The following is a 23,210-nucleotide window of genomic DNA, read 5'->3' as shown; positions in this document are numbered from 1 at the left end:
GGAGCGGTCCCTTGGTGAGGTGGGCGGATGCCGAGAGCCTCCCGAACCACCCCCGTCGCTGTCGTCGGACTTCTGCTGCTTGCCGCGTGCGGTACGCAGAGCGCGTCCCGGGATGATGCCGCGGCAGGTGACGACGGGCGGGTCAGGGCGGAGGCGCTGTGCCCCTCGGAGTTCACGCGGTACGGCGGTGACCCGACCGCCGAGCCGTCCGTCGCCCCCTCCGGCACCCCGACGCCGCTGCCGCTGCCGTCCACGGACGGTTCGGCCGACGGCGCTGTCCGGGTCACCGCCCTGTACGGCTGGGGGAAGGAGAGCGGCTGTACGGGAGTCGACTACAGCGCGGAGTTCGAGGTCGCCAACCGGGGCACGGAGGCGCTCACCTACACGGTGACCGTCGGGTTCCTCTCGGCGGCCGGCGGCGCCGTCGACAACGTCGAGCGGATCGTCGAGGCGGTCGGGCCGGGCCGGACCGCCAAGGGGACCGTCGCCATGGCGGACCCGACCGGGCAGGCGCCCGAGGTGACGGGCGCGAAGGTGATCGAGGTCCGCAGCGTTCCCGTCGCCGAGGCGTCGTCCGCCTCGGGACCCTGCCCCGCGTCCGGGGTGCGCCTGTACGCCGACCAGGGGGACGCGGCGATGGGGCTGCGTGCTGTCGGACTGCACCTCGTCAACTGCGGGACCCGGCCTTACCGGGTCGAGGGCTACCCGGAGTTGGAACTGCTCGACGAGGACCACGACACCGTCGACGGCGTGCGGATCCTGCACGGGACCGACCAGATCAGCACCGGTCTGGGTGGCGACGACAGCCCTCGGCCCGTCGTGCTGCGTCCCGGTGAGGGCGCGGTGGCCTCACTCGCGTGGCGCAACACCACCGGCTTCGGTGAGGCGGTGAACGCGCCGTACGCCCGCGTGCGGGCGAAGCCCGGGGCGGACCCGGTGACGGTGACCCCGGAATTCGACCTCGGGACGACGGGCAAGCTCGGCGTCGGACCCTGGGAGCGCGACGAGACCTACCGGGACCCCGCCGCCGGCACTCCGCGCCCGTGACCGGGTTCCTCGTCCTCCTCGGGTGCGCGGCGGCGCTGTGGCTGCTCGTCCTGCCGCGTGTCCCGCCCGGCATCAAGGTGACCGTCCTCACCGCGCCCCCAGTGGCTGCGCTGATGTGGCTCCTGGACGCGGTGCTCGACCGGCGGACCGTCGCGGCCGGAATCGGCGCGGTCTACCTCCTCGTCCTGGTCGCGCTGAACGGACTCGTCGGCCACCCCCGCCTGCCGACCTGGACGAAGCTGACCGTCTTCGCGACGATCCCCGTGACGGCGTTGGCGTGGCTGCTGGTCGTCACCGCGGACGACACCGTCAAGGACCCCGGCGAGGACCCGTGCACCATGCGCTACGGCGGGGTCGGAGTGTCGGAGGTGTTCCCTCCGCAGGCGTACTGCCGCTACGAGGGCGGCGGCACCCATGATCTCGCGACGGGCGCCCAGTTCGTGTTCTGGGTCTGCTTCGTCGTCAGTCTGGTGCTGCTCACCGCGGGACTGTGGCAGGTCGCGCGGGATCCGAAGACGCTCCTGCGGCAGTTCCGCAGGCCGAGCACCGGCTGAACACCCATGGCGGGCGCGCCCGTTGTGGTGCCCCACGCCATATCGGCGGGTGGTTCACGCTTCTACCGTCCCTCGGCATGACACCGACCAGAGCCGCAAGCCGTCATGTCACTGTCCTGGCGACCCTGCTCGTCGCCCTGATCGCCGCCTTCCTCACCCCGGGCCGCGCCTCGGCCGCCTCCCTCCAGGAGGTGACCGGGTTCGGGACCAACCCCGGTGCCCTGCGCATGTTCCGCTACGTCCCCGACGGGCTGCCCGCCGGCCGGCCCGTGGTCGTCGCGTTGCACGGCTGCACGCAGAACGCCTCCGGCTACGGCACCGGCAGCGGATGGCTCCAGCTAGCCGACCGCTGGGGCTTCTCCGTCGTCCTGCCGCAGCAGCAGACCGCCAACAACGCCTCGTCCTGCTTCAACTGGTTCCAGCCCGGCGACATCGCGCGCGGCCAGGGCGAGGCCGCGTCCGTCGCCCAGATGGTCGACCGGCAGCTCGCCGACACCTCCGGCGACACCTCCCGCGTGTATGTCACCGGGCTGTCCGCCGGGGGCGCGATGACCTCCGTGATGATGGCGGCGTACCCGGAGAAGTTCGCCTCCGGCGGGATCGCGGCCGGGCTGCCGTACGGGTGCGCGCAGGCCGCCGGGTCGCCGTACGTGTGCATGTACGTCGGTGCGACGCAGACCGCGAAGCAGTGGGGCGACCGGGTGCGTGCCGCCCGGCCCGGCTTCGGCGGTCCGTGGCCCACGCTGGTCGCCTTCCAGGGCACGGCCGACTACACCGTGAAGCCCGTCAACATGACCGACCTGATGCGGCAGTGGACCGATGTGCACGGCGCCGACCAGAGCGCCGACGTCGGCGACACGGTCGCCGGGTATCCGCACCAGGTCTTCCGGGACGCGGCCGGGCGGGCGGTCGTGGAGACGTACAGCATCACCGGGATGGGGCACGGCCAGCCCGTCGACCCGGGCAGCGGGAGCGAGCAGTGCGGAACCGCCGGGGCGTACGTCCTCGACGTGAATCTGTGCGGCGCGTACCGGATGGGGCGGGCCTGGGGGCTCGGCTGAGTGGAGGTGCTCTGTCGCCGCGGGCGGTTCTCCGGGATGCTGCTGAGGCATGAGCAGACCCGTGAGCGATTCCGGGAGCCGCCCGAACTCCCGTAGCAGACTGTGGACTTGGCCTCTCGCCGTGGCGCTGGTCGCCGCCGTGCTGGGGCCCGGCGCGCAGGCCGGTGCGGACTCCGACCGGACCGGCCTGCCCGAGGCCGTCGACACGATCCTCGGCGATCCGCGGATGGAGGGCGGCGTGGCGGGCGTCGTGATCGCCGACGCCGCGAGCGGTGAACTCCTCTACCAGCACCTGCCCTCCACCCGGCTGATGCCCGCCTCCAACACCAAGCTCGCCACGTCGGCCGCCGCGATGGAGATCCTCGGGCCCGACCACCGGTTCGGCACGGACGTCCTGGCCACCGGGCGGCAGTCCGGCTCCCGGCTCAAGGGCGATCTGTATCTGCGCGGCACCGGGGATCCCACCCTGCTCGCCGGTGACTACGACGCGCTCGCCGAGCGGATCGCGGCGGCCGGGATCACCCGCGTCGACGGCCGCCTCGTCGCCGACGACACCCGGTTCGACGACCGTCGGCTGGGCCGTTCCTGGGCCGCCGACGACGAGTCGTCCTACTACTCCGCGCAGATCAGCGCTCTGGGCGTGGCGCCGGACACCGACTACGACACCGGCACCGTGATCGTGACGGTCCGGCCCGGGGCGGCGGCCGGGGACGAACCCGTCGTCACCGTCACCCCCGACACCGACTACGTCGACATCGAGGTGGCGGCCGACACCGTCGCCGCCGGCGGCGCGAACGACCTCACCGTGGAGCGGGAGCACGGCACGAACACCGTCGTCGTCAGCGGCACGACGCCCGTCGGCGGCGCCGGTGCCAAGGAGTGGGTGACCGTGTGGGAGCCCACCGGATACGCCGCCGCCGTCTTCCGGGACGCGCTCGCGAAGCAGGGCGTCAAGGTCGCCGGACCCACCCGGACCGGGCTCGCGACCCCCGCGACCGCACGGCGGCTGGCCGCCCACGACTCCATGCCGCTGAAGGACCTGCTCGTCCCGTTCATGAAGCTCTCCAACAACATGCACGCCGAGATCCTCACCAAGGCCATGGGGCACAAGGTCTCGGGGGAGGGGAGCTGGGACGCCGGGCTCGCGGCGATCGGCGGCTACCTCAAGGGCGTCGGCCTCGACACCGGCAAGCTGCGGCAGGTCGACGGCTCCGGGCTCTCACGGATGGACAACTTCACGGCCGGACAGCTCGTCCAGCTCCTCCTCGCCGTGCGCTCCGAGCCCTGGTACGCCGACTGGCACCGCTCCCTGCCCGTCGCCTGCGCCCCCGACCGCTTCGTCGGAGGCACCCTGCGCTCACGGATGTGCGGCACCCCCGCCGCCCTCAACGCCCGTGCGAAGACCGGGTCGTTGACGGGCGCGTCGGCCCTGTCCGGATACGTCACGGACGCCGGCGGACGCGAACTCGTCTACGGCATCGTCCTCAACAACTACCTGGCCTCGTCCGTGAAACCCCTGGAGGACGCGATCGTGGTGACACTGGCCAGGTCGACGGCGGAGACGGCCGGTCCGGCGGCGGTGCGCGGGGGCGGGACGGACGCCGGCATCGAGTGCAGCTGGCGCAAGCCGGCCCTCTGCTGATCAACCGCCATGCGAAGGTATGTGCGACCCAAGGGTGAGTCGAAGGGACCGCCCGGGAATGGGGGAACCATGACGATGACGACGACGGTTGCCCAGGCGCCGGTCGTGGCGGGGAGTCCCTTGCTCGGGTCGATGAGCGATCTGCTCAACGACCCGCTCACCGCCTATCTTCGGGCCCGCCGCGACCACGGCGACGTGGTGCGGTTCCGGGCCGGGCCGCCCGGGCTGCGGGCCGACCTCTACGCGGTGTTCTCCGCCGAGGGCGCCCAGCAGGTGCTGGCGACCCAGGCGGCCAACTTCCGCAAGGACAACGTCTTCTACGACGAACTGCGCCGCTCGGTCGGCAACGGCCTGCTCACCAGCCAGGACGATGTCTACCTCCGGCAACGGCGGCTGGTGCAGCCGCTGTTCACCCGGCGCCGGGTGAACGGCTACGGGCAGCAGGTCGCCGAGGAGGCCGCCGCGCTGGCCGAGGTCTGGCGCGCGGCACCCGGCGGGAGCGTCGAACTGGTCGGTGAGATGCACCGCTTCGCGCTCCACGTCGTGGGCCGGATCCTGTTCGGCACGGATGTGAAGCAGGCCTTCGAGACCATCGAGCGCACCCTGCCGCAGCTCCAGGAGTACTCCCTGAAACGCGGCTTCTCCCCGTTCAAGGCGCCCCGCAGCTGGCCCACCCCCGCCAACCGCCGTGCCGTACGCCTCCAGTCGGAGCTGTTCGGGCTGTGCGACGGGATCATCGCCAGCCGCCGGGACCGCGAGGACGGGGACGACCTGGTCACCCTCCTCGTGCACGCCGAGAACGCCGAGGACGGCAGCCTCGACGCCGACGAACTGCGCGAACAGGTGCTGATCTTCCTCCTCGCCGGCCACGAGACCACCGCCACCGCGCTCGCCTTCGCCCTGCACCTCCTCGCCCGGCACCCGGAGGAACAGGGGCGGGTGCGCGAGGAGGTGGACCGGGTGCTCGGCGGCCCCGGCGGGCGGCCGCCCACGGCCGCGGACATGGAGGAGCTGCCGTATCTGACCATGGTGTTGAAGGAGGCGATGCGGCTGTATCCGTCGGCGCCCGTGGTCGGCCGCCGCTCGGTCGCCGACGCGGAGATCGACGGCGTACGGATACCCGCCGGCGCCGACATCCTGGTCAGCCCCTGGGTCACCCACCGCCACCCCGACCACTGGCCGGATCCCGAGCGTTTCGACCCGGCCCGCTTCACGCCCGAGGCCGAGGCGCGGCGCCCGCGCTATGCCTGGTTCCCCTTCGGCGGCGGCCCGCGCGCCTGCATCGGCCAGCACCTGTCGATGCTGGAGTCGGTGCTGGGACTTGCGGTGCTGCTGCGCGAGTTCGAACTCACGGACGCACAGGAGGGCGAGGTGCCGCTGGGAGCAGGGATCACGCTGATGGCCAAGGGACCGGCACGGGTTCGGGTCAGGGCGCGGTCCTGACACCGGGTCTTGTCAGGTTGCGGCGGTCCTGACGCCGGGTCCTGTCAGGCTGCGGCGGTTCCGGCACCGGCCCCGTCAGGCTGCGGCGGTCCCTACACCGGCCCCGTCAGGCTGCCGCGGTCCCTACACCGGGCCCGTCAGGTCGCCGCGGTCCTGACGCCCGGCCACGCCAGTGCGACGAGCAGCGCCACCGCCGCCGCCGTGACCGGTACGCCGTAGCCGGCCGTCGGTGCGAGGTGTTCCACCACCCATCCGCCGGCGGCGCTGCCGCAGGCGATGCCGCCGAGCAGGGCGGTCACCGCGAGGGTCATGCCCTCGTTGAGGCGGCCGTCCGGGGTGCGGCGCTGGACCAGGGTCATGTTGGTGATCATGGTCGGCGCCGTGGCCATCCCGGCGACCAGCAGCGCGGCGGACAGCAGGAGCAGCGAGCCGGTGAGGGACGCGGCGAGCAGCGGGAGGATCAGCAGCGCTGCCATCGCGGCCACGCACCACGGGTAACGGTCCTCGGCGGGACCGGCGAACCGGACCCTGCCGTACAGCAGACCCGCCGCGCAGGACCCGGCCGCCTGGAGCGCGAGCACGACGCCCGCCGCCGTGCGGTGGCCCTGCGCGTCGGCGAAGGCGACGGTGACGACCTCCGTCGACCCGAACACCGCGCCCAGGGCGAGACAGACGGCGAGGAGCGGGGGCATGCCGGCGGAGCGCAGCGGTGACGGTGCGGGTGGCGTGGCCGTCGTGGCCCCGGTCGTCGTACGACCCGACGGCGGCGGCTCGGTCGAGCGCTGGGCCGCGAAGGCCAGGACGCCCGTCACCAGGAGTACCACCCCGACCAGCGTCCCAGCCTCGGGGAAGAACGCCCCGCACAGGAAGGCCGCGAGCACCGGACCCAGCATGAAGCACAGCTCGTCGGCGGCCTGCTCGAAGGAGTTCGCGGTGTGCAGGGCGTCGGCGTCGCCGTCCAGGAGGTGGGCCCAGCGGGCCCGGGACATGCCGCCGGTGTTGGGGGTGGTCGCGGTGGCGGCGTACGCGGCGAAGAGGGTCCAGGCCGGGGCGTCGTGGCGAACGCACAGCAGGAGTGCGAGGCTCCCCAGCGCCGCGACCAGCGTGGCGGGGACGGCCACCCTGGCCTGGCCGTACCGGTCGACGAGCCGCGCGGTCCAGGGCGCGACCAGTGCGGTCGCCGCGAGCCCGGTCGCGGTCACGGCACCGGCGAGGGCGTACGACCCCCTCGTCCCGGCGATCATCACGACCGCGCTCACGCTGAACATGCCCATGGGGAGCCGGGCGAGCAGGTTGGCGAGGGTGAAGGCGCGGGTGCCGGGCCGGGCGAAGAGACGGCCGTACGGCCCGGGCGGGCGGCCCTTCGTGCGGGGACCGAAGTCGACGGCGACGAGGGTGTCGGCGGTGACGGTGAACAGACGGGTTCCTCTGGCGGGCTGTTGCGGCATGGCTCCACCGTCGCCGGAAGCCGATCAAGGGGTCCAACACCTGTTCGATGCGGATTCACGCACCTGCGTTGTAGGTTCGGCGCATGCCCGCTCCCACCCATCTCGACCCGCGTCTGCTGCGCGCCTTCCTCGCCGTGGCGGAGGAGCTGCACTTCACCCGCGCCGCGGCACGGCTGTACGTCGCCCAGCAGGCGCTCAGCCGGGACGTACGGCGGCTGGAGCGGGAGTTGGGCGCCGAGCTGTTCGTGCGCACGACCCGGCAGGTCACCCTGACCGGCGACGGCGAGCGGCTGGTGCCGTACGCGCGCCGCGCCCTCCAGGCGCAGGACGACCTGCTCGCCGCCTTCGGGCAGGCCCGCCCCCTGCTGGTGGACCTGAACTCGCCGGGCCTGGCCACCGGCCGCAGGGTGCTGCACCGGGCGCGCGCGCTCGCCCCCGAACTGGAGCTCATGGCCCGCTACGAGAGCGGTCTGACGGGCGCCGCCGCCGAGATGGTGGCGGGCCGGCTGGACTGCTCGTTCGGACGGTTCGCCGGACTGGCCCCGGCGCTGCGGTCGGGCCTGGACCACCTGCCCGTACGTTTCGAGCCGATGGCGATCCTGCTGCCCGAGGACCACCCGCTGGCCGAAAAGCCGCTGGTACCGCTGTCCGCGCTGGCCGGCGAGACCGTGTACGCGGGTGCCGGAAACCCCCGTACACCGGAGTGGACCGACCTCGCGCGCCGGCTGTTCGAGGAGCGGGGCATCGAGCTGGCCGCGCCCGCGCCGCTCGCGATCGGTGACGAGGAGTTCCAGAGGATCATGGCCAAGACGCGGAACCCGATCCTCGCCGTGGTGGACTTTCCGGCCATGCCGAAGACGGTGCTGCGCCCGCTCGTCGACCCCGTGCCGCTCTCTCCCGTGTCCCTCGTGTGGAGGAAGGGCCTGGTGCACCCCGCGTTCGACGCTCTTCGACGGGCGGCGGCCGAGGTCTCGGCCGAGGAGGAATGGCTCCGCAGACCCGCCGATGGATGGATTCCGGCCATGGATTCGGCCAGTATGAGAGTGCACAATTGACACGCTGGAACCACAAAACCTCCGCGTGCGCTACATTCGTGGCCTGAGCACGTTGTGGTAAAGGGGGGCGCTCGGCCGGGTGGGGGCTCGGTACGGCGGCGTGTGCTCAGTGTCGTACGCGCGCCCAGAACGGTCCCGTGGGGGGATGTGCGTGCGCGTGAAGAAGTGGCGAGAAGACGCCCAACCGGAGTGGCCCGATGTCGCATCGGCGCCGGGTTCCGGAGGGGGTTCTTCCGTGGGGGGTTCGAGGGGTGACACCCAGGCCTTTCCGGCTACCGGCGAGACAGCCGTGGCCGGTGTGCCTGGTCCCAGCCATCGCTCCCGATCCGAAGCAAGGGAGACGGAGATACTCCACGGTGGCGGGCGTTCCTACTCGGACGCCGATGAGACACAGGTCCTGCGAGGCGCCCCCGGGGCGTCCGCGGCCGATGCCGACCGGACCGCGGTCCTGCCGTCGGTCGGGTCGACCGACACACGCATACCCGGCGACGGGTCGGACGCACACCGGCCCGACTCCGCCCGGGCGGACGGCTGGTCGGCCTTCGACCGCCCTTCGGCACGCCGGACCGACGCCTACCCGGCGGCCGGCGAGACGCGTCCCGCGCCCGCCGTACGCGACCCGTGGGCCGACCGGCCGGAGGAGTCCGAGCGGCCGACGCGGTCCGCGCGGTCCGACGGACCCGGCGCGACCCACGACCCGCACGAGGTCACCGTCCAGCTCGACGGCGTCGGCCTCCACCTCGACAACATGCTGCGCGCGGCCAAGGACGCCCCGCGCGGCGCCGAGAGCTCCGACGGACCGGTGTTCGTCGACGAGTCGGGCCGCCGCAGCCGCCGCTTCCGCCGGATAGGCATGGCGGTCGGCCTGGCCTGCGCGGTCTACGCCGTGGTCATCGTCGCCACGCTGCTCTCCGGCAACTCCGACGCGCCGTGGCTGCCCGTCGAGAACCCCAAGGAGAAGCCGGCCGGCCAGGTCGACACCCCGCCGCTGCCCGCGGAGTCGGCACCGCAGCCCTCCGCCACCGGCAGCGTGTCGCCCGGCACTTCGCCGACGGCGAGCACGGACGCCACCGCGTCCCCGGGTGCCGACACCAGTGCGTCCGACGCGTCGGCCACCGCCGAGAACCCCGGCACGTCGGCCGACCCGAAGCCGACGGCCACGAAGAGCATCACCAAGCCGGGCACCGGTTCCACCCCGGACCCGGATCCGCCCACGCAGCCCACCACGAGCGACCCCGACCCGAGCCCGACGGACGGCGGCGGCCCCACCCAGGAGCCGACCGACCCCGTGACCACCGACGAACCCGCAAGCGGGACGGTCGCGAACGGCCCGAGCGATCCCTCTCCTCTCGCGGAGGGCACCAACGCCTCCGCGCTCGCCGCCCCGTCCCCGGAGTACACCCTCTGATGGCCTCCCGCACCCGCCGTCACGGGCCCGCGACCGGAGCCCCCGACGGCTCCCGACGCCGACGTGTGCCCATGCGCCTGCTGCTGCCCTCGCTCGTCCTCGTCGCGCTGATGGCGATGTTGATGCTGCGGGGGTACGTGCACAGCGAGATCCTGGCCGACCACCGCGTCCGCCCGCCCGCCTCCTCCGACCAGGTGCCGGAGAAGATCCTGGAGGGCGGCCCGGTCATCGACACCCGCAGCGGCCGCACCGAGAGCCTCAGCGTCCCGGACCACCGGCTCGTCCTCACCTTCGACGACGGCCCGGACCCGGAGTGGACCCCCAAGGTGCTGGACGTGCTCAAGAAGCACAACGCGCACGCGGTCTTCTTCGTCACCGGGACCATGGCCTCCCGCTACCCGGACCTGGTCCGGCGGATGGTCGAAGAGGGCCACGAGATCGGCCTGCACACCTTCAACCACCCCGACCTGTCCTTCCAGTCGAAGAAGCGCATCGACTGGGAGCTGTCCCAGAACCAGTTGGCGATCAGCGGCGCGGCCGGCATCCGCACCTCCCTGTTCCGCCCGCCGTACTCCTCCTTCGCCGACGCCATGGACGACAAGTCCTGGCCGGTCACCGAGTACATCGGCAAGCGCGGCTACATCACGGTCGTCAACAACACCGACAGTGAGGACTGGCGCAAGCCCGGCGTCGACGAGATCATCCGCCGGGCCACGCCCAAGGGCGGCAAGGGCGCGATCGTCCTGATGCACGACTCCGGCGGCGACCGGCACCAGACCGTCCAGGCGCTGGACACGTTCCTGCCGGAGATGAAGGCCGACGGCTACGAGTTCGACAACCTCACCGAGGCCCTCGGCGCACCCAGCGCCCACACCGAGGTCACCGGCCTCGACCGCTGGAAGGGCAAGGCCTGGGTCTTCCTCGTCCAGGCGTCGGACAACATCACGGGTGTGCTGGTCGTCGGCCTGTCGGTGATCGGCTTCCTGGTCATCAGCCGGTTCCTGCTGATGCTGCTGCTGTCGGGCGTCCACGCACGGCGGGTGCGCCGCCGGGGCTTCCGCTGGGGCCCGCAGGTCACCGAACCGGTGTCGGTGCTGGTCCCCGCGTACAACGAGGCCAAGTGCATCGAGAACACCGTCCGGTCGCTGATGGCGAGCGAGCACCCGATCGAGGTGATCGTCATCGACGACGGGTCGAGCGACGGCACGGCCCGGATCGTCGAGGCCATGGGGCTGCCGAACGTCCGCGTCGTGCGCCAGATGAACGCCGGCAAGCCCGCCGCCCTCAACCGCGGTCTGGCCAACGCCCGCTACGACATCATCGTGATGATGGACGGCGACACCGTCTTCGAACCGGCGACGGTGCGGGAACTGGTGCAGCCCTTCGGCGACCCCAACGTGGGAGCTGTCGCCGGCAACGCCAAGGTCGGCAACCGCGACTCGCTGATCGGCGCCTGGCAGCACATCGAGTACGTGATGGGCTTCAACCTCGACCGCCGGATGTACGACATGCTGCGCTGCATGCCGACCATCCCGGGCGCGGTCGGCGCGTTCCGCCGCACGGCCCTTGAGCGGGTCGGCGGCATGAGCGACGACACGCTCGCCGAGGACACCGACATCACCATGGCGATGCACCGCGACGGCTGGCGCGTCGTCTACGCCGAGAACGCACGCGCCTGGACCGAGGCCCCGGAGTCGGTCCAGCAGCTGTGGTCGCAGCGCTACCGGTGGTCGTACGGCACCATGCAGGCGATCTGGAAGCACCGCAAGGCCCTCGTGGAGAAGGGCCCCTCGGGCCGCTTCGGCAGGGTCGGACTGCCCCTGGTCTCCCTCTTCATGGTCCTCGCGCCGCTGCTGGCCCCGCTGATCGACGTCTTCCTCCTCTACGGCCTGATCTTCGGCCCGACGCAGAAGACCATCGGCGCCTGGCTGGGCGTCCTGGCCATCCAGGTGGTCTGCGCCGCTTACGCCTTCCGCCTGGACAAGGAACGCATGACCCACCTCATCTCCCTGCCGCTCCAGCAGATCCTCTATCGCCAGCTCATGTACGTCGTCCTGCTCCAGTCCTGGATCACGGCGCTCACCGGCGGCCGCCTGCGCTGGCAGAAGCTGCGCCGCACCGGCGTGGTCGAGGCGCCCGGCGGCCCCGTGCCGCGGCAGCGCTCGGCGGGCACGCGCGACGGTGATCGGAGGCCGGTCGGATGACGCACGGATACCAGCCGACGGACACCGGCGCGCACGCCGGACCGTCGGATCCCGCCTGGCCGGCGGCGCCGTACGGTGTGCCGCAGCAGCGTGTGACGGAGGCGGAGCCGGAGCCCGAGCCGGCCGCTGCCGAACCGCCTGTGCCCGCGCCCGCGGCCAAGAAGCCGGGCCGGGACCGCTACCTGGACCTGCTGCGCTCCATCGCCCTGGTCCGCGTCGTGGTCTACCACCTCTTCGGCTGGGCCTGGCTGACGGTGCTGTTCCCGTCCATGGGCGTGATGTTCGCGCTGGCCGGCTCGCTGATGGCGCGTTCCCTGAAGCGCCCGGCATGGGGTGTGATCAGGGGCCGTGTCCGGCGTCTGCTCCCGCCCCTGTGGGTGTTCAGCGCGGTGGCGCTGGCCATGATGTTCGCGGGCGGCTGGAACCCGTTGAAGGACCCCGACCACGGGGGCACCTGGGGCCTGGTCGACCTGATCAACTACATCGTCCCCATCGGCGCTCCGCCGTTCCCCTGGAGCATCGGCTCCAAGTCGGGCCTGCTGGAGGACACGTGGGCGGTGCAGGCGGCGGGTGTGCTCTGGTACCTGCGTGCCTACCTGTGGTTCGTCGTGGCGTCGCCGCTGCTGCTGTGGGCGTTCCGCCGGGCGCCGTGGCCGACGCTGCTCGCCCCGCTCGGACTGACGGCCGTCGTGGGCACGGGCATCGTCACGATCCCCGGTGAGACGGGCAACGCGGTCACCGACTTCGCGGTCTACGGCAGCTGCTGGGTCCTGGGCATGGCCCACCACGACGGGTTCCTCGCGAAGATCCCGCGCTACGTGGCGGTCTCCTGCGCGGCCCTCGTGATGGCCTTCGGCCTGTGGTGGGCCTCGGGCCATCTGGGCCCGGACGGCTGGGACCTCAACGACATCCCGCTGGCCCAGGCCACCTGGTCCTTCGGCTTCGTGGTGATCCTGCTCCAGTACTCCCCGTCCTGGCAGGAACTCCCGGGCAGACTCGCCAAGTGGGACAAGCTGGTGACCCTCTCCAACAACCGAGCGGTCACCATCTACCTCTGGCACAACCTCCTGATCATGGCCACGGTCCCGATCCTCGACCGCCTCTACGAACTCCCCTTCATGCAGGACGAACGAGCCACAGCGGCCCTCGACTCGACCTACATGATCTGGATGTTCTTCCTCGTCTGGCCTCTCATCGGCCTGACCATCCTGGCGGTGGGATGGGTGGAGGACATCGCGGCAAAACGAAGCCCGAGGCTGTGGCCGAACGGCACGAAGAACACGAAGCCCCGCCGAAGGAACTCATCCCGAGCGGGCCACCGCGCGAAATAGGGGTGTCGAAGCAGAGGGTGCGCCGAGTCGGCCCGGTTCCGCTGATCACGGAACCGGGCCGACCGGCATTCCCGCCGGTGAAGCCCCGTGGAACACTGGCCGGGTTGCGGACGTGAACGGGGTGGCCCGAGGGGTTGGGGCCGGGGGGAGTTGGTGCTGGTGAGCAAGCGGCAGGTGCAGAAGATGCTGCGGTTGATCGCGACCGGGGAGCCCGTCGAGCTCACCAGTCCGATGGCCTCCGTGAAGAAGCTCGCCAAGCTCGCCTTCATCGCCCAGCAGTTCGGCTACGAGTACATGGACGTACGGCAGAGCGGCGGGCGCAACAACGCGCTCGTGATGCTGATCGTGCCCGACCCGAGCCCGCAGGCCCGCGCCCGCGCCGCGCAGAACTGGGCGCAGTATCCGAACGCAGGCGACGGCGTCTCCGTACCGCCCCTCGTGCCCGACGCGCACGAACTCCTCAAGGCCCGCATCAACTTCGACCTCACCGGCAAGCACGCCGAGAAGAAGATGTACTGGGCGGCCGGCGGCATCACCCTCGGGTTCGTGCTCGCCGTCGCGAAGGCCGGCGGGGACGGCGATGCCATTCTCTTCGCCGGTCTCGGGTGGGTCGGGCTCATGGCGCTGCTCGGGGTGGGGCTCGTCGTGACGCGGAAGCGGAACGCGAAGTTCGCGGGCCGGCTCCAGGCCGCCGGCTTCATGCCTGTCACCGATGAGAGCGGGCGGGTGCGGTATCTGCCGCCGGGCGGGCAGCTGCCGGGGCATGGCAATCCGTTCGGCGGCGCCGCCGCCACCGGTCCCTACGGCAACCAGCCCGCCCCGGGCGCGTACGGCCAGCAGCCTGCTCCCGGCGCGTACGGCCAGCAGCCCGCCCCCGGCGCGTACGGTCAGCAGCCCGCCCCGGCCGCCCATGGCCAGCAGGCCGCCCCGGCCCCCTACGGCACCCAGGCCGCCCCCGGCCCGTACGGCCATCAGCCGACTCCTGGCTACGCCGGGCAGCAGCCGGCTGCGGGTGGCTACGGGCAGCAGCCCGCGCCGGCCGGCCCTTACGGCGCCCAGCCCCCGGCCGGTCCCTATGGCAACCAGCCCGCCCCCGGCCACTACCCACCGTCGCCCCAGCAGCCGTACCCCAACCAGCAGCCCCACCCCCAGCAGGGCGCCCCGCAGCCGCCGTACCCCCAGCAGAACCCCCACTGGCAGCCGCCGCAGCAGCACTGACTCCTCGGTCTTCCCTGTACAGGGGCTCTTACGGGGCCCGTATATAGGGGCACGGGCAGCAAAACCTCTCATCCCCCCTCCTCACCCGGTGAGAGCAAAGTTCCTTTCCGGTCACTCGGTGCCACAGGCAGGAAACGCGCTCTCCCTACCTTCGGGATCAGCCACTCGTAGACGTGGTGCGATCGAGCCCGAAGACCGTGGAGGCGACATGACATCCCCTAGCCCAGCCCCCGTCGCGAGCAGGGGAGGCCGCTGGATCGAGCACTGGGATCCCGAGGACGAGGCCTTCTGGAACGAGACCGGGGAGAAGATCGCCCGGCGGAACCTCTTCTTCTCCGTGCTCTCCGAGCACATCGGGTTCTCGATCTGGACCCTGTGGTCCGTGATGGTGCTCTTCATGGGGCCCGAGTACGGGCTGACCCCCGCCGACAAGTTCACCATCGTCTCGATGGCGACGCTCGTCGGCGCCATCGTCCGCGTGCCCTACACCTTCGCCGTTGCCATCTTCGGTGGCCGGATGTGGACGGTCGTCTCGGCCAGCCTGCTGCTCGTGCCCACGGTCGCCGCGTTCCTGGTCATGAAGCCGGGGACGTCGTTCGGCACCTTCCTGGTGTGCGCGATGCTGGCCGGCGTCGGCGGCGGCAACTTCGCCTCCAGCATGACCAACATCAACGCCTTCTTCCCGCTCCGCAAGAAGGGCTGGGCGCTCGGACTCAACGCCGGCGGCGGCAACATCGGCGTCCCGGTCGTACAGCTCGTCGGTCTCGCCGTCATCGGCGCCAGCGGCGGCCCGCGCCTGCTGCTCGGCATCTACATCCCGTTCATCGTGATCGCCGCCTCCCTCGCCTGGCTGAAGATGGACAGCATCTCGTCCGTCAGGAACGACACCGGCGCCGCCAAGGACGCGGCCAGGGACCCTCACACCTGGATCATGTCCTTCCTCTACATCGGCACCTTCGGTTCCTTCATCGGGTACTCCTTCGCCTTCGGGCTGGTCCTTCAGACGCAGTTCGGGCGTACGCCGCTCCAGGCCGCCTACGTCACCTTCATCGGCCCGCTGCTCGGCTCCCTGATCCGCCCGCTGGGCGGCGCGCTCGCCGACCGGTTCGGCGGCGCGAAGATCACGCTGTGGAACTACGTCGGAATGGCCGCCGCGACCGCCGTCATCGTCGTGGCCTCGATGCAGAAGTCGCTGCCGCTGTTCACCACCGCGTTCATCGCCCTGTTCGTGCTCAGCGGGCTCGGCAACGGCTCGACGTTCAAGATGATCCCCGGCATCTTCCACGCCAAGGCCCTCGCCAAGGGACTGGACGGCGAGGAGGCCGCCGCCTACGGCCGCCGGCTCTCCGGCGCCTCCATGGGGCTCATCGGCGCGGTGGGCGCGCTCGGCGGACTCGGCATCAACCTCGCCTTCCGCCAGTCCTTCCTCACCGTGGGCTCCGGCACCGGCGCCTTCGTCGCCTTCCTCGCCTTCTACGGCCTCTGCTTCGTGGTCACCTGGGCCGTATACCTTCGCCGCCCGGCTGTCACCGAGACCGATACCACACCGGCCACGGAGGCAAAGCCGCAGCTCAGCTACGCCGAGGTGTGACGTAACACCGCCGACATACGGCCGAACCGAGCCTGTCACGCACCGTTGACAGGCTCGATCGGCATGCAGATGGGACCACCACGGGTGCGTTCAGGAACACCCGATGGTGTGCTCACCTGAGGCAGGCAACACGACTCGAGTGCGGGACGAGAGTTTATGTACGACGAACAGCAGCAACCCGAACACGGGCCCCTCGCTGGGTTCACCGTGGGCGTGACCGCCGCGCGCCGCGCCGACGAGCTCGGAGCGCTGCTCCAGCGGCGCGGCGCCGTCGTCGTGCACGCCCCCGCCCTGCGGATCGTGCCGCTCGCCGACGACAGCGAGCTGCTCGCGGCCACCAAGGAGATCATCCAGCGGACGCCGGACGTCGTGGTCGCCACCACCGCGATCGGGTTCCGGGGATGGATCGAGGCCGCCGACGGGTGGGGGCTCGGCGAGGATCTGCTGGAGCGGTTGCGGGGGGTCGAGCTGCTCGCTCGCGGACCCAAGGTCAAGGGCGCGGTGCGGGCCGCCGGACTGACCGAGGAGTGGTCGCCGTCCAGCGAGTCCATGGCCGAGGTGCTGGACCGGCTGCTGGAGGAGGGCGTCGAGGGGCGCCGTATCGCCGTCCAGCTGCACGGTGAGCCGCTGCCCGGGTTCGTGGAGTCGCTGCGGGCCGGGGGAGCGGAGGTGCTCGGGGTGCCGGTGTACCGGTGGCTGCCGCCGGAGGACATCGGGCCGGTGGACCGGCTGCTGGACGCCGCGGTCTCCCGTGGCCTCGACGCCGTCACCTTCACCAGTGCGCCCGCCGCGGCGTCGCTGCTGTCGCGGGCGGAGGAGCGGGGGCTGCTGCCCGAACTGCTCGCCGCCTTCGCCCACGACGTCGTTCCCGCCTGCGTCGGGCCGGTCACCGCCCTGCCGCTCCAGGCGCTCGGTGTCGACACCGTCCAGCCCGAGCGCTTCCGGCTCGGGCCGCTCGTGCAGCTGCTCTGCCAGGAACTTCCCGGGCGGGCCCGGTCGTTGCCGATCGCCGGTCATCGGGTGGAGATCCGGGGGCACGCGGTCCTGGTGGACGGGGCGCTGCGGCCGGTGCCGCCTGCGGGGATGTCGTTGCTGCGGGCGCTGTCGCGGCGGCCGGGGTGGGTGGTCGCGCGTGCGGAGCTGTTGCGGGCGTTGCCGGGGGCCGGGCGGGACGAGCATGCGGTGGAGACGGCGATGGCTCGGTTGCGGACGGCCCTCGGGGCGCCGAAGTTGATCCAGACGGTGGTGAAGCGGGGGTATCGGCTGGCGTTGGATCCGGCGGCCGACGCGAAGTACGCGGACGCGTGAGCCGAGTGGCGGGGCGCCGGCGTTGACGTGGCACCCGGAGCCGGTGTCGCCGTCCCCGGGGGCTGCCGCCCCCGGACCCCCGCATCGGCCTGAACGGCCTCGTCCTCAAACGCCGGACGGGCTGAAAGGAGTGCGGACCGGCCCGCCGTCACGCACCGGACGGGCTGAAAGGAGTGCGGACCGGCCCGCCGTCACGCACCGGACGGGCTGAAAGGAGTGCGGACCGGCCCGCCGTCACGCACCGGACGGGCTGAAAGGAGTACGGACCGGCCCGCCGTCACGCACCGGACGGGCTGAAAGGAGTACGGACCGGCCCGCCGTCACGCACCGGACCGGCTGATGGGCGCCGACCGGCGCTGAGCCCGGCCGTATCCCACCAACGCCCGCCCCAGACACCCCACCGCCACCGTCGACAACACCGCCCGCACCACATTCCAAGCCACCCACGGATCCTCGAACTCCTCCCGCAGCGCGCCCGGCGCCCCGGCCTCCGTGAGGCCGTTGTTCAGCGGGATGTTGAAGGCGACCGTCACCAGGAACGCCAGCCCGTACGCCACCAGCGCTCCCCACACCCACCACCGGTAGTGCCGGTCGCGCAGTTGCCACGCCGACACCCCCGTCAGCACCAGCGCCCCGAGGAAGCCGAGCAGGAACACCGGGTTCTGGATCACGTCGTTGATGTCGCGCATGACGTCGACGAACACCCGGTCGTCGCTGCGTGCCAGCGCCGGCATCACGGCGCAGGCGAAGATGTAGAAGGCCCCGGCGATCAGGGCGGTGGCGACCGTGGCCGCGCCCAGTACCGTTCCGGCGATCGTGTCGTTTCGTGTCATGCCCCTCAGTCAACGGCCGCGCGGGCGCCCCGAACATGGCCGTCACTCGCAGCCGCATACGCGGTCGTCCAGCGCCAACCGCCGGTACGAGGGGTTCCGGCCCCGCCGCGGGGCAGGCACTGTAAGGGGGAACGGTTCCCCCAGATCTCCCCCCAGCTCTCCTCACGGCATCTCACCGACCCCTCCTGACCGGGTTGACCCCTAGGCGGTGACAGGCACATGGCACTGGGTACGGCCACGGACCCGTACGAACTGCGCTTCGACGCCGGGCGGATGTCTCTGGACCTCCTCGCGACCACACACCCGGAGGAACGGTTCGACTCCGTCGAGGTGCTGTGTGCCTGGATCCTCGGCGCCGGTCTCGTCCCGCCCGGCACCCCGCTGGCCCACGCCGGCCCGCCCTGGCTGGTGGACTTCCGTGAACTGCGCGGACGAATAGGACAGTTGGTGCGCGGCTCGCTCGCCCCCGAGCCCTGGCCGTCGTACGACATCGCGCTCGCCCGGGTGAACGACGTCGCCCTCGCCGCGCCCCCGGCCCCGCGTGCCGTACGCGGGGAGGACGGCACGCTGGTGCGGGAGTTGGATCATCCGCCGGAGTGCGCCGCGCTCCTCGGGGCCGTCGCCCGGGACGCGCTGGAGCTGCTCACCGACCCCGTCGCGCGGGCCGCGCTCAGAGAGTGCGAAGGGGACAACTGCCCCATCGTCTACCTCGACACCTCACGGGGGCGCAGGAGGCGTTGGTGCTCCAGTGAGGTCTGCGGGAACCGCGAAAGGGTGGCCCGGCATCGCCGCCGAGTGGCACTCACCCGAGCCTGACAGTCCGTTATGCGGCTTCTGTGAAACGGCCGTCGAAGTGATTTCGATTACATGCCGTTTACCTACGCCACCGTAGGGAAGCGTGGAGATGATCTTGCCGATGTGACGGAAATGTAAAGATCGCGCGGTGGGAATGTGCTGCCATGTCCAGCTCGTCACGTCACTCGGCAGAAAACTGTCGCCTCACTTTGAACATCCAACGCGCCCCTTCCGTACGGGTAGTCGAGCGACCGACTGGGGGAACCCCCGGACATCGGAGGTGGGCGTGCGCAAGGATTCCGTCGTGGCCAATGAACGTGGATCGAGGGCCCGACATCGCATGTCCCAGCCCTCGGAACCTGATGAGGAGCTGATGCGTGCGCTGTACAGAGAGCACGCCGGACCCCTCCTTGCGTATGTCCTTCGACTGGTCGCCGGTGACCGGCAACGAGCAGAGGACGTTGTGCAGGAGACGCTCATCCGTGCCTGGAAGAACGCCGGACAGCTCAATCGAGCGACCGGATCGGTACGCCCCTGGCTGGTGACGGTCGCCCGGCGCATCGTCATCGACGGCCACCGCAGCCGGCAGGCCCGGCCGCAGGAGGTCGATCCGTCGCCGCTGGAGGTCATCCCCGCGGAGGACGAGATCGACAAGGCGCTGTGGCTGATGACGCTGTCGGACGCACTCGACGACCTGACCCCCGCCCACCGGGAGGTTCTGGTCGAGACGTACTTCAAGGGGCGTACCGTCAATGAGGCGGCCGAGACGCTGGGCATACCCAGTGGCACCGTTCGCTCAAGGGTTTTCTATGCCCTGCGGTCGATGAAGCTGGCTCTGGAGGAGCGGGGGGTGACGGCGTGATGAGTGTTTACGGGGGAAACCAGGGATTCGGGATGGGCGGTTCGGGTATGTCTGGGTCCATGAGCCCCATGCAGGGACGACCGGGCCCGAGCGAGCACGAAACCGTCGGCGCCTACGCCCTCGGGATTCTCGACGACGCCGAGGCAACCGCTTTCGAGGCTCATCTCGCGACCTGCGAATGGTGCGCCCAGCAACTGGACGAACTCGCGGGAATGGAACCGATGCTGGCCGCGCTCGCGGACCTGCCCGGATCCGGCTCACCCGCGATCGGCGAGTCCCTGTCGGCGAAGCCCAGCCCGCGCATCGTGCACAACCTCGTGGACGAGGTCGCCGAGCACCGCGCCCAGAAGCGCCGGCGCAGTTTCTACATGGTGGCCGCGGCCGCCGCGCTGATCGTCGCCGGCCCGTTCGCCGCGATGGCGGCCAGCGGCGGCAGCGACAGCGGTGGTGACGACGGGAACCGGGTCGTGGCAGCGGCCAACCCCGCCAAGGACCTGTTCACCGGTATCGAGAACAAGGTCTCGGGATCCGACGCCAAGACCGGGGTCACCGCGACCGTCGGCCTGGACGGGAAGCCCTGGGGCACCCAGACGGGTCTTGAGCTCAAGGGCGTCAAGGGCCCGCTCAAGTGTTCCCTGATCTTCGTCGGCAAGGACGGCCAGCGCGAGACGGCGGCCTCCTGGTCCGTCCCCAAGTGGGGCTACGGCATCCCCGACGCCAAGACCGAGCAGGCCAGGAACCCGCTCTACGTCAGCGGCGGCGTGTCCATGGCACCCGACGAGGTCGATCATGTCGAGGTCATGGACTTCGACGGAAACAAGCTCGTCGAGGTCGACGTGTAGTCGACGTAGCTTTTCCGGGTCCCCTTCGCGTACGGTTGACGGCTGCCCAGCACGTCAGAAGGGGGCCCGGTGGCCGCTCAGGCTCCACAGGAAACCGCGCTCGACTCCCTGCGAGACCGAGAGATCGGCGTCGAACAGGAACACCTCGACCGGGTGTACCGGCGCCTCGAGGAGAAGATCCACGAGGCGGAGTTCCTGATGAACGACGCGGCCAAGCGCGGCCAGGTCGGCACACCCGGCGCGCTCGCCGAGAGGGACGCGCAGGTCTTCCGCGCCGGCGTGCACCTCAACAGGCTCAACAACGAGTTCGAGGACTTCCTCTTCGGACGCATCGACCTGCTGCTCGGCAAGGACGGCAAGAAAGGCCCGGACGGCGCCTACACCGCCGTCGAGCCCGCCGAGGGCGCGGTGCGCGAGGACGGCACCGCCGACATCGCCGAGACCCTGCACATCGGCCGTATCGGAGTGCTCGACTCCGACTACGCCCCGCTGGTCATCGACTGGCGGGCCCCGGCCGCGGCGCCCTTCTACCGCTCGACCCCGGTCGACCCCGGGCGAGTCGTACGGCGCCGGGTCATCCGCTCCAAGGGCCGCAGGGTCCTCGGCGTCGAGGACGACCTGATGCGCCCCGAGCTCAAGGCGTTCCTCGACGACCGTGAGCTGCCCGTCATCGGCGACGGAGCCCTGATGGCGGCCCTCGGGCAGGCCCGCGGCCACACCATGCGGGACATCGTGGCGTCCATCCAGGCCGAGCAGGACCTGGTCATCCGCGCCCCCGCCGCCTCGGTGACGTATGTCGAGGGCGGTCCGGGCACCGGCAAGACCGCCGTCGCCCTGCACCGCGCCGCCTACCTGCTCTACCAGGACCGGCGCCGGTACGCGGGCGGCATCCTGATCGTCTCGCCGACCCCGCTGCTGGTCGCGTACACCGAGGGCGTTCTCCCGTCGCTCGGCGAGGAGGGCCAGGTCGCCATCCGCGCCATCGGCTCCCTCGTCGACGGGGTCGAGGCCACGCTGTACGACTCCCCGGCCACGGCCCGCGCCAAGGGCTCGTACCGCATGCTCAAGGTGCTGCGGAAGGCGGCGCGGGGCGCGCTGGAGCTGGGACCGGGCGGCGCCGCCGTCGCCGTCGGCACCGGCGCGGACCGCGGTGGGCAGCTCGCCTTCGGCGACGACGACACTCCCGTGCCGGCCCCCGCCGGACCCCCCGCCCTCCTGCGCGTCGTCGCCTTCGGGCGCCGGCTGGAGCTGGAGGCCGACGCGCTGGAACGCGTCCGCCGCACCGCCCTCGGCGGCACGGCACCGGTGAACCTGCTGCGCCCGCGCGCCCGCAAGCTGCTGCTCGACGCCCTGTGGGCGCAGTCGGGCGGCGCCACCCGGCACACCGACCCGGAGCTCGCCGCCGAGCTGCGCTCCTCCTTCGACGAGGACGTGGCCACGGAGGACAGCTTCATCGCCTTCCTCGACGCCTGGTGGCCGGAGCTCACCCCGAAGGCGGTCCTGGCGGCGATGGCCGACGAGCGCCGCCTCGGCCGCTGGGCGCGCCGGATCCTCAACCCCGGCGAGGTGCGCAAGGTGGCCCGCTCGCTCAAGCGCGACGGCCTCACCGTGCACGACATCGCCATGCTCGACGAGCTCCAGGCGATCCTCGGCACCCCGGCCCGCCCTCGCAAGAGGCGCGACCTGGACCCGCTCGACCAGCTCACCGGCTTGGAGGAGCTGATGCCGGTGCGCGAGGAGTCGCAGCGGGAGCGCGCCGAGCGGCTGGCGGCCGAGCGCACCGAGTACGCCCACGTCATCGTCGACGAGGCCCAGGACCTCACGCCGATGCAGTGGCGCATGGTCGGCCGCCGCGGCCGGCACGCCACCTGGACGGTCGTCGGCGACCCGGCCCAGTCGTCGTGGTCCGACGTGGACGAGGCGGCCGAGGCACGCGACGAGGCCCTCGGCACCCGCCCGCGCCGCCGCTTCCAGCTCACGGTGAACTACCGCAACCCGGCCGAGATCGCCGAGCTCGCCGCGAAGGTGCTGGCCCTGGCCATGCCCGGCTCGACGTCCCCGTCGGCGGTGCGCTCCACCGGCGTACGGCCGCGTTTCGTGACTACGAACAAAGGACACAGCACGGTTGTACGCGACACGCTCGCGCAGACCGTCCGAGAGGAAGCGGCCCGGCTGCTCGACCAGGTCGACGGGACGATCGGCGTCGTGGTCGCCATGCGGCGGCGCGAGGAGGCGGCCAAGTGGCTCACCGGGCTCGGCGACCGGGTCGTCGCGCTCGGCAGCCTGGAGGCGAAGGGCCTGGAGTACGACGCCACGGTCGTCGTCTCCCCGGCGGAGATCGCGGACGAGTCCCCGGCCGGCCTGCGCGTGCTGTACGTCGCGCTGACCCGGGCCACCCAGCAGCTGACGGTGGTCTCGGGGGACCGGGACGAGCCGGACGCGTCCGGTGTGCCGGATCTGCTGCGGGACTGAGCGGGGCCGAACGGGGGCTTTGCCGGCGGCGGGGAAATGAACTCGCGGTACGGGAATGGCCTTGAGAGATCTGTTTGTTAGCCTGGGTGTGACACC

18 protein-coding genes are annotated in these 23,210 nt (G+C 71.7%); 16 read left to right on the top strand and 2 right to left on the bottom strand.

Going from position 1 to position 23,210, the window contains the following annotated elements; genetic code table 11:
* Nucleotides 1-27 precede the first annotated feature (27 nt).
* The 5 genes from PGH47_RS16895 (at nt 28) to PGH47_RS16875 (ending at nt 5,747) form a co-directional block, all read left to right on the top strand.
* Nucleotides 28-1,047 carry a DUF4232 domain-containing protein gene (locus PGH47_RS16895; protein WP_271664132.1) on the top strand — a complete coding sequence of 340 codons (1,020 nt, stop codon included), beginning with the start codon at nt 28-30 and terminating at the stop codon, nt 1,045-1,047.
* Nucleotides 1,044-1,601 (top strand): hypothetical protein, encoded by a 558-nt coding sequence (locus tag PGH47_RS16890; protein ID WP_271664131.1) that lies wholly within the window; start codon nt 1,044-1,046, stop codon nt 1,599-1,601. Before PGH47_RS16895 ends, PGH47_RS16890 begins: the two co-directional genes overlap by 4 nt.
* Before the next feature lie 77 nt (nt 1,602-1,678).
* Nucleotides 1,679-2,662 (top strand): extracellular catalytic domain type 1 short-chain-length polyhydroxyalkanoate depolymerase, encoded by a 984-nt coding sequence (locus tag PGH47_RS16885; RefSeq protein WP_271664130.1) that lies wholly within the window; start codon nt 1,679-1,681, stop codon nt 2,660-2,662.
* A 49-nt stretch (nt 2,663-2,711) separates the two neighbouring features.
* The gene (dacB, locus tag PGH47_RS16880; RefSeq protein WP_271664129.1) at nt 2,712-4,304 is read left to right on the top strand and encodes a D-alanyl-D-alanine carboxypeptidase/D-alanyl-D-alanine endopeptidase; all 1,593 of its coding nucleotides are present in this window, start codon (nt 2,712-2,714) and stop codon (nt 4,302-4,304) included.
* A 69-nt stretch (nt 4,305-4,373) separates the two neighbouring features.
* Nucleotides 4,374-5,747 (top strand): cytochrome P450, encoded by a 1,374-nt coding sequence (locus tag PGH47_RS16875; RefSeq protein ID WP_271664128.1) that lies wholly within the window; start codon nt 4,374-4,376, stop codon nt 5,745-5,747.
* 137 nt (nt 5,748-5,884) lie between these two features.
* Here PGH47_RS16875 and PGH47_RS16870 read toward each other — a convergent pair whose 3' ends face one another.
* A complete protein-coding gene (locus PGH47_RS16870) occupies nt 5,885-7,195 on the bottom strand; it encodes an MFS transporter (RefSeq protein ID WP_271664127.1) in 1,311 nt (436 codons plus the stop codon).
* Between the two features lie 83 nt (nt 7,196-7,278).
* Here PGH47_RS16870 and PGH47_RS16865 point away from each other — a divergent pair, with 83 nt between their 5' ends.
* The 7 genes from PGH47_RS16865 (at nt 7,279) to PGH47_RS16835 (ending at nt 17,310) form a co-directional block, all read left to right on the top strand.
* Nucleotides 7,279-8,250 (top strand): LysR family transcriptional regulator, encoded by a 972-nt coding sequence (locus PGH47_RS16865; protein WP_271664126.1) that lies wholly within the window; start codon nt 7,279-7,281, stop codon nt 8,248-8,250.
* A 298-nt stretch (nt 8,251-8,548) separates the two neighbouring features.
* Nucleotides 8,549-9,658: a hypothetical protein gene (locus tag PGH47_RS16860; RefSeq protein ID WP_271664125.1), complete on the top strand. Its 1,110-nt coding sequence runs from the start codon at nt 8,549-8,551 to the stop codon at nt 9,656-9,658.
* Nucleotides 9,658-11,862: a glycosyltransferase gene (locus tag PGH47_RS16855; protein WP_271664124.1), complete on the top strand. Its 2,205-nt coding sequence runs from the start codon at nt 9,658-9,660 to the stop codon at nt 11,860-11,862. The genes PGH47_RS16860 and PGH47_RS16855 overlap by 1 nt, the downstream gene beginning before the upstream one ends.
* Nucleotides 11,859-13,193: an acyltransferase family protein gene (locus PGH47_RS16850; RefSeq protein ID WP_271664123.1), complete on the top strand. Its 1,335-nt coding sequence runs from the start codon at nt 11,859-11,861 to the stop codon at nt 13,191-13,193. The genes PGH47_RS16855 and PGH47_RS16850 overlap by 4 nt, the downstream gene beginning before the upstream one ends.
* A gap of 159 nt (nt 13,194-13,352) precedes the next feature.
* Nucleotides 13,353-14,411, top strand: coding sequence for a hypothetical protein (locus PGH47_RS16845; RefSeq protein WP_271664122.1), 1,059 nt, complete (start codon nt 13,353-13,355; stop codon nt 14,409-14,411).
* Between the two features lie 208 nt (nt 14,412-14,619).
* Nucleotides 14,620-16,002: a nitrate/nitrite transporter gene (locus PGH47_RS16840; protein ID WP_271664121.1), complete on the top strand. Its 1,383-nt coding sequence runs from the start codon at nt 14,620-14,622 to the stop codon at nt 16,000-16,002.
* 156 nt (nt 16,003-16,158) lie between these two features.
* Nucleotides 16,159-17,310 carry a uroporphyrinogen-III synthase gene (locus PGH47_RS16835; protein ID WP_271664120.1) on the top strand — a complete coding sequence of 384 codons (1,152 nt, stop codon included), beginning with the start codon at nt 16,159-16,161 and terminating at the stop codon, nt 17,308-17,310.
* Between the two features lie 320 nt (nt 17,311-17,630).
* On the opposite strand, the gene PGH47_RS16830 is transcribed toward PGH47_RS16835, so the two are convergent.
* Nucleotides 17,631-18,143 carry an anthrone oxygenase family protein gene (locus PGH47_RS16830; protein WP_271664119.1) on the bottom strand — a complete coding sequence of 171 codons (513 nt, stop codon included), beginning with the start codon at nt 18,141-18,143 and terminating at the stop codon, nt 17,631-17,633.
* A gap of 219 nt (nt 18,144-18,362) precedes the next feature.
* Here PGH47_RS16830 and PGH47_RS16825 point away from each other — a divergent pair, with 219 nt between their 5' ends.
* The 4 genes from PGH47_RS16825 to PGH47_RS16810 all read left to right on the top strand — a co-directional run bounded on the left by PGH47_RS16825 (nt 18,363) and on the right by PGH47_RS16810 (nt 23,114).
* On the top strand, nt 18,363-18,959 hold the full coding sequence (locus PGH47_RS16825; protein WP_271664118.1) for a CGNR zinc finger domain-containing protein: 597 nt from the start codon (nt 18,363-18,365) through the stop codon (nt 18,957-18,959).
* A gap of 319 nt (nt 18,960-19,278) precedes the next feature.
* A complete protein-coding gene (locus PGH47_RS16820; RefSeq protein ID WP_010039908.1) occupies nt 19,279-19,800 on the top strand; it encodes a sigma-70 family RNA polymerase sigma factor in 522 nt (173 codons plus the stop codon).
* Nucleotides 19,801-19,859: 59 nt separating this feature from the next.
* The gene (locus tag PGH47_RS16815; protein WP_271664117.1) at nt 19,860-20,642 is read left to right on the top strand and encodes an anti-sigma factor family protein; all 783 of its coding nucleotides are present in this window, start codon (nt 19,860-19,862) and stop codon (nt 20,640-20,642) included.
* Nucleotides 20,643-20,711: 69 nt separating this feature from the next.
* Nucleotides 20,712-23,114, top strand: coding sequence for a HelD family protein (locus tag PGH47_RS16810; protein WP_271664116.1), 2,403 nt, complete (start codon nt 20,712-20,714; stop codon nt 23,112-23,114).
* The last annotated feature ends 96 nt before the right edge of the window (nt 23,115-23,210 follow it).

This window comes from Streptomyces sp. HUAS 31 (assembly GCF_028198125.1).
Classification (GTDB): Bacteria; Actinomycetota; Actinomycetes; order Streptomycetales; family Streptomycetaceae; genus Streptomyces; species Streptomyces chartreusis.
The sequence above is the reverse complement of the archived record's forward strand: the minus strand, read 5'-3'. Positions and strand labels throughout refer to the sequence as shown.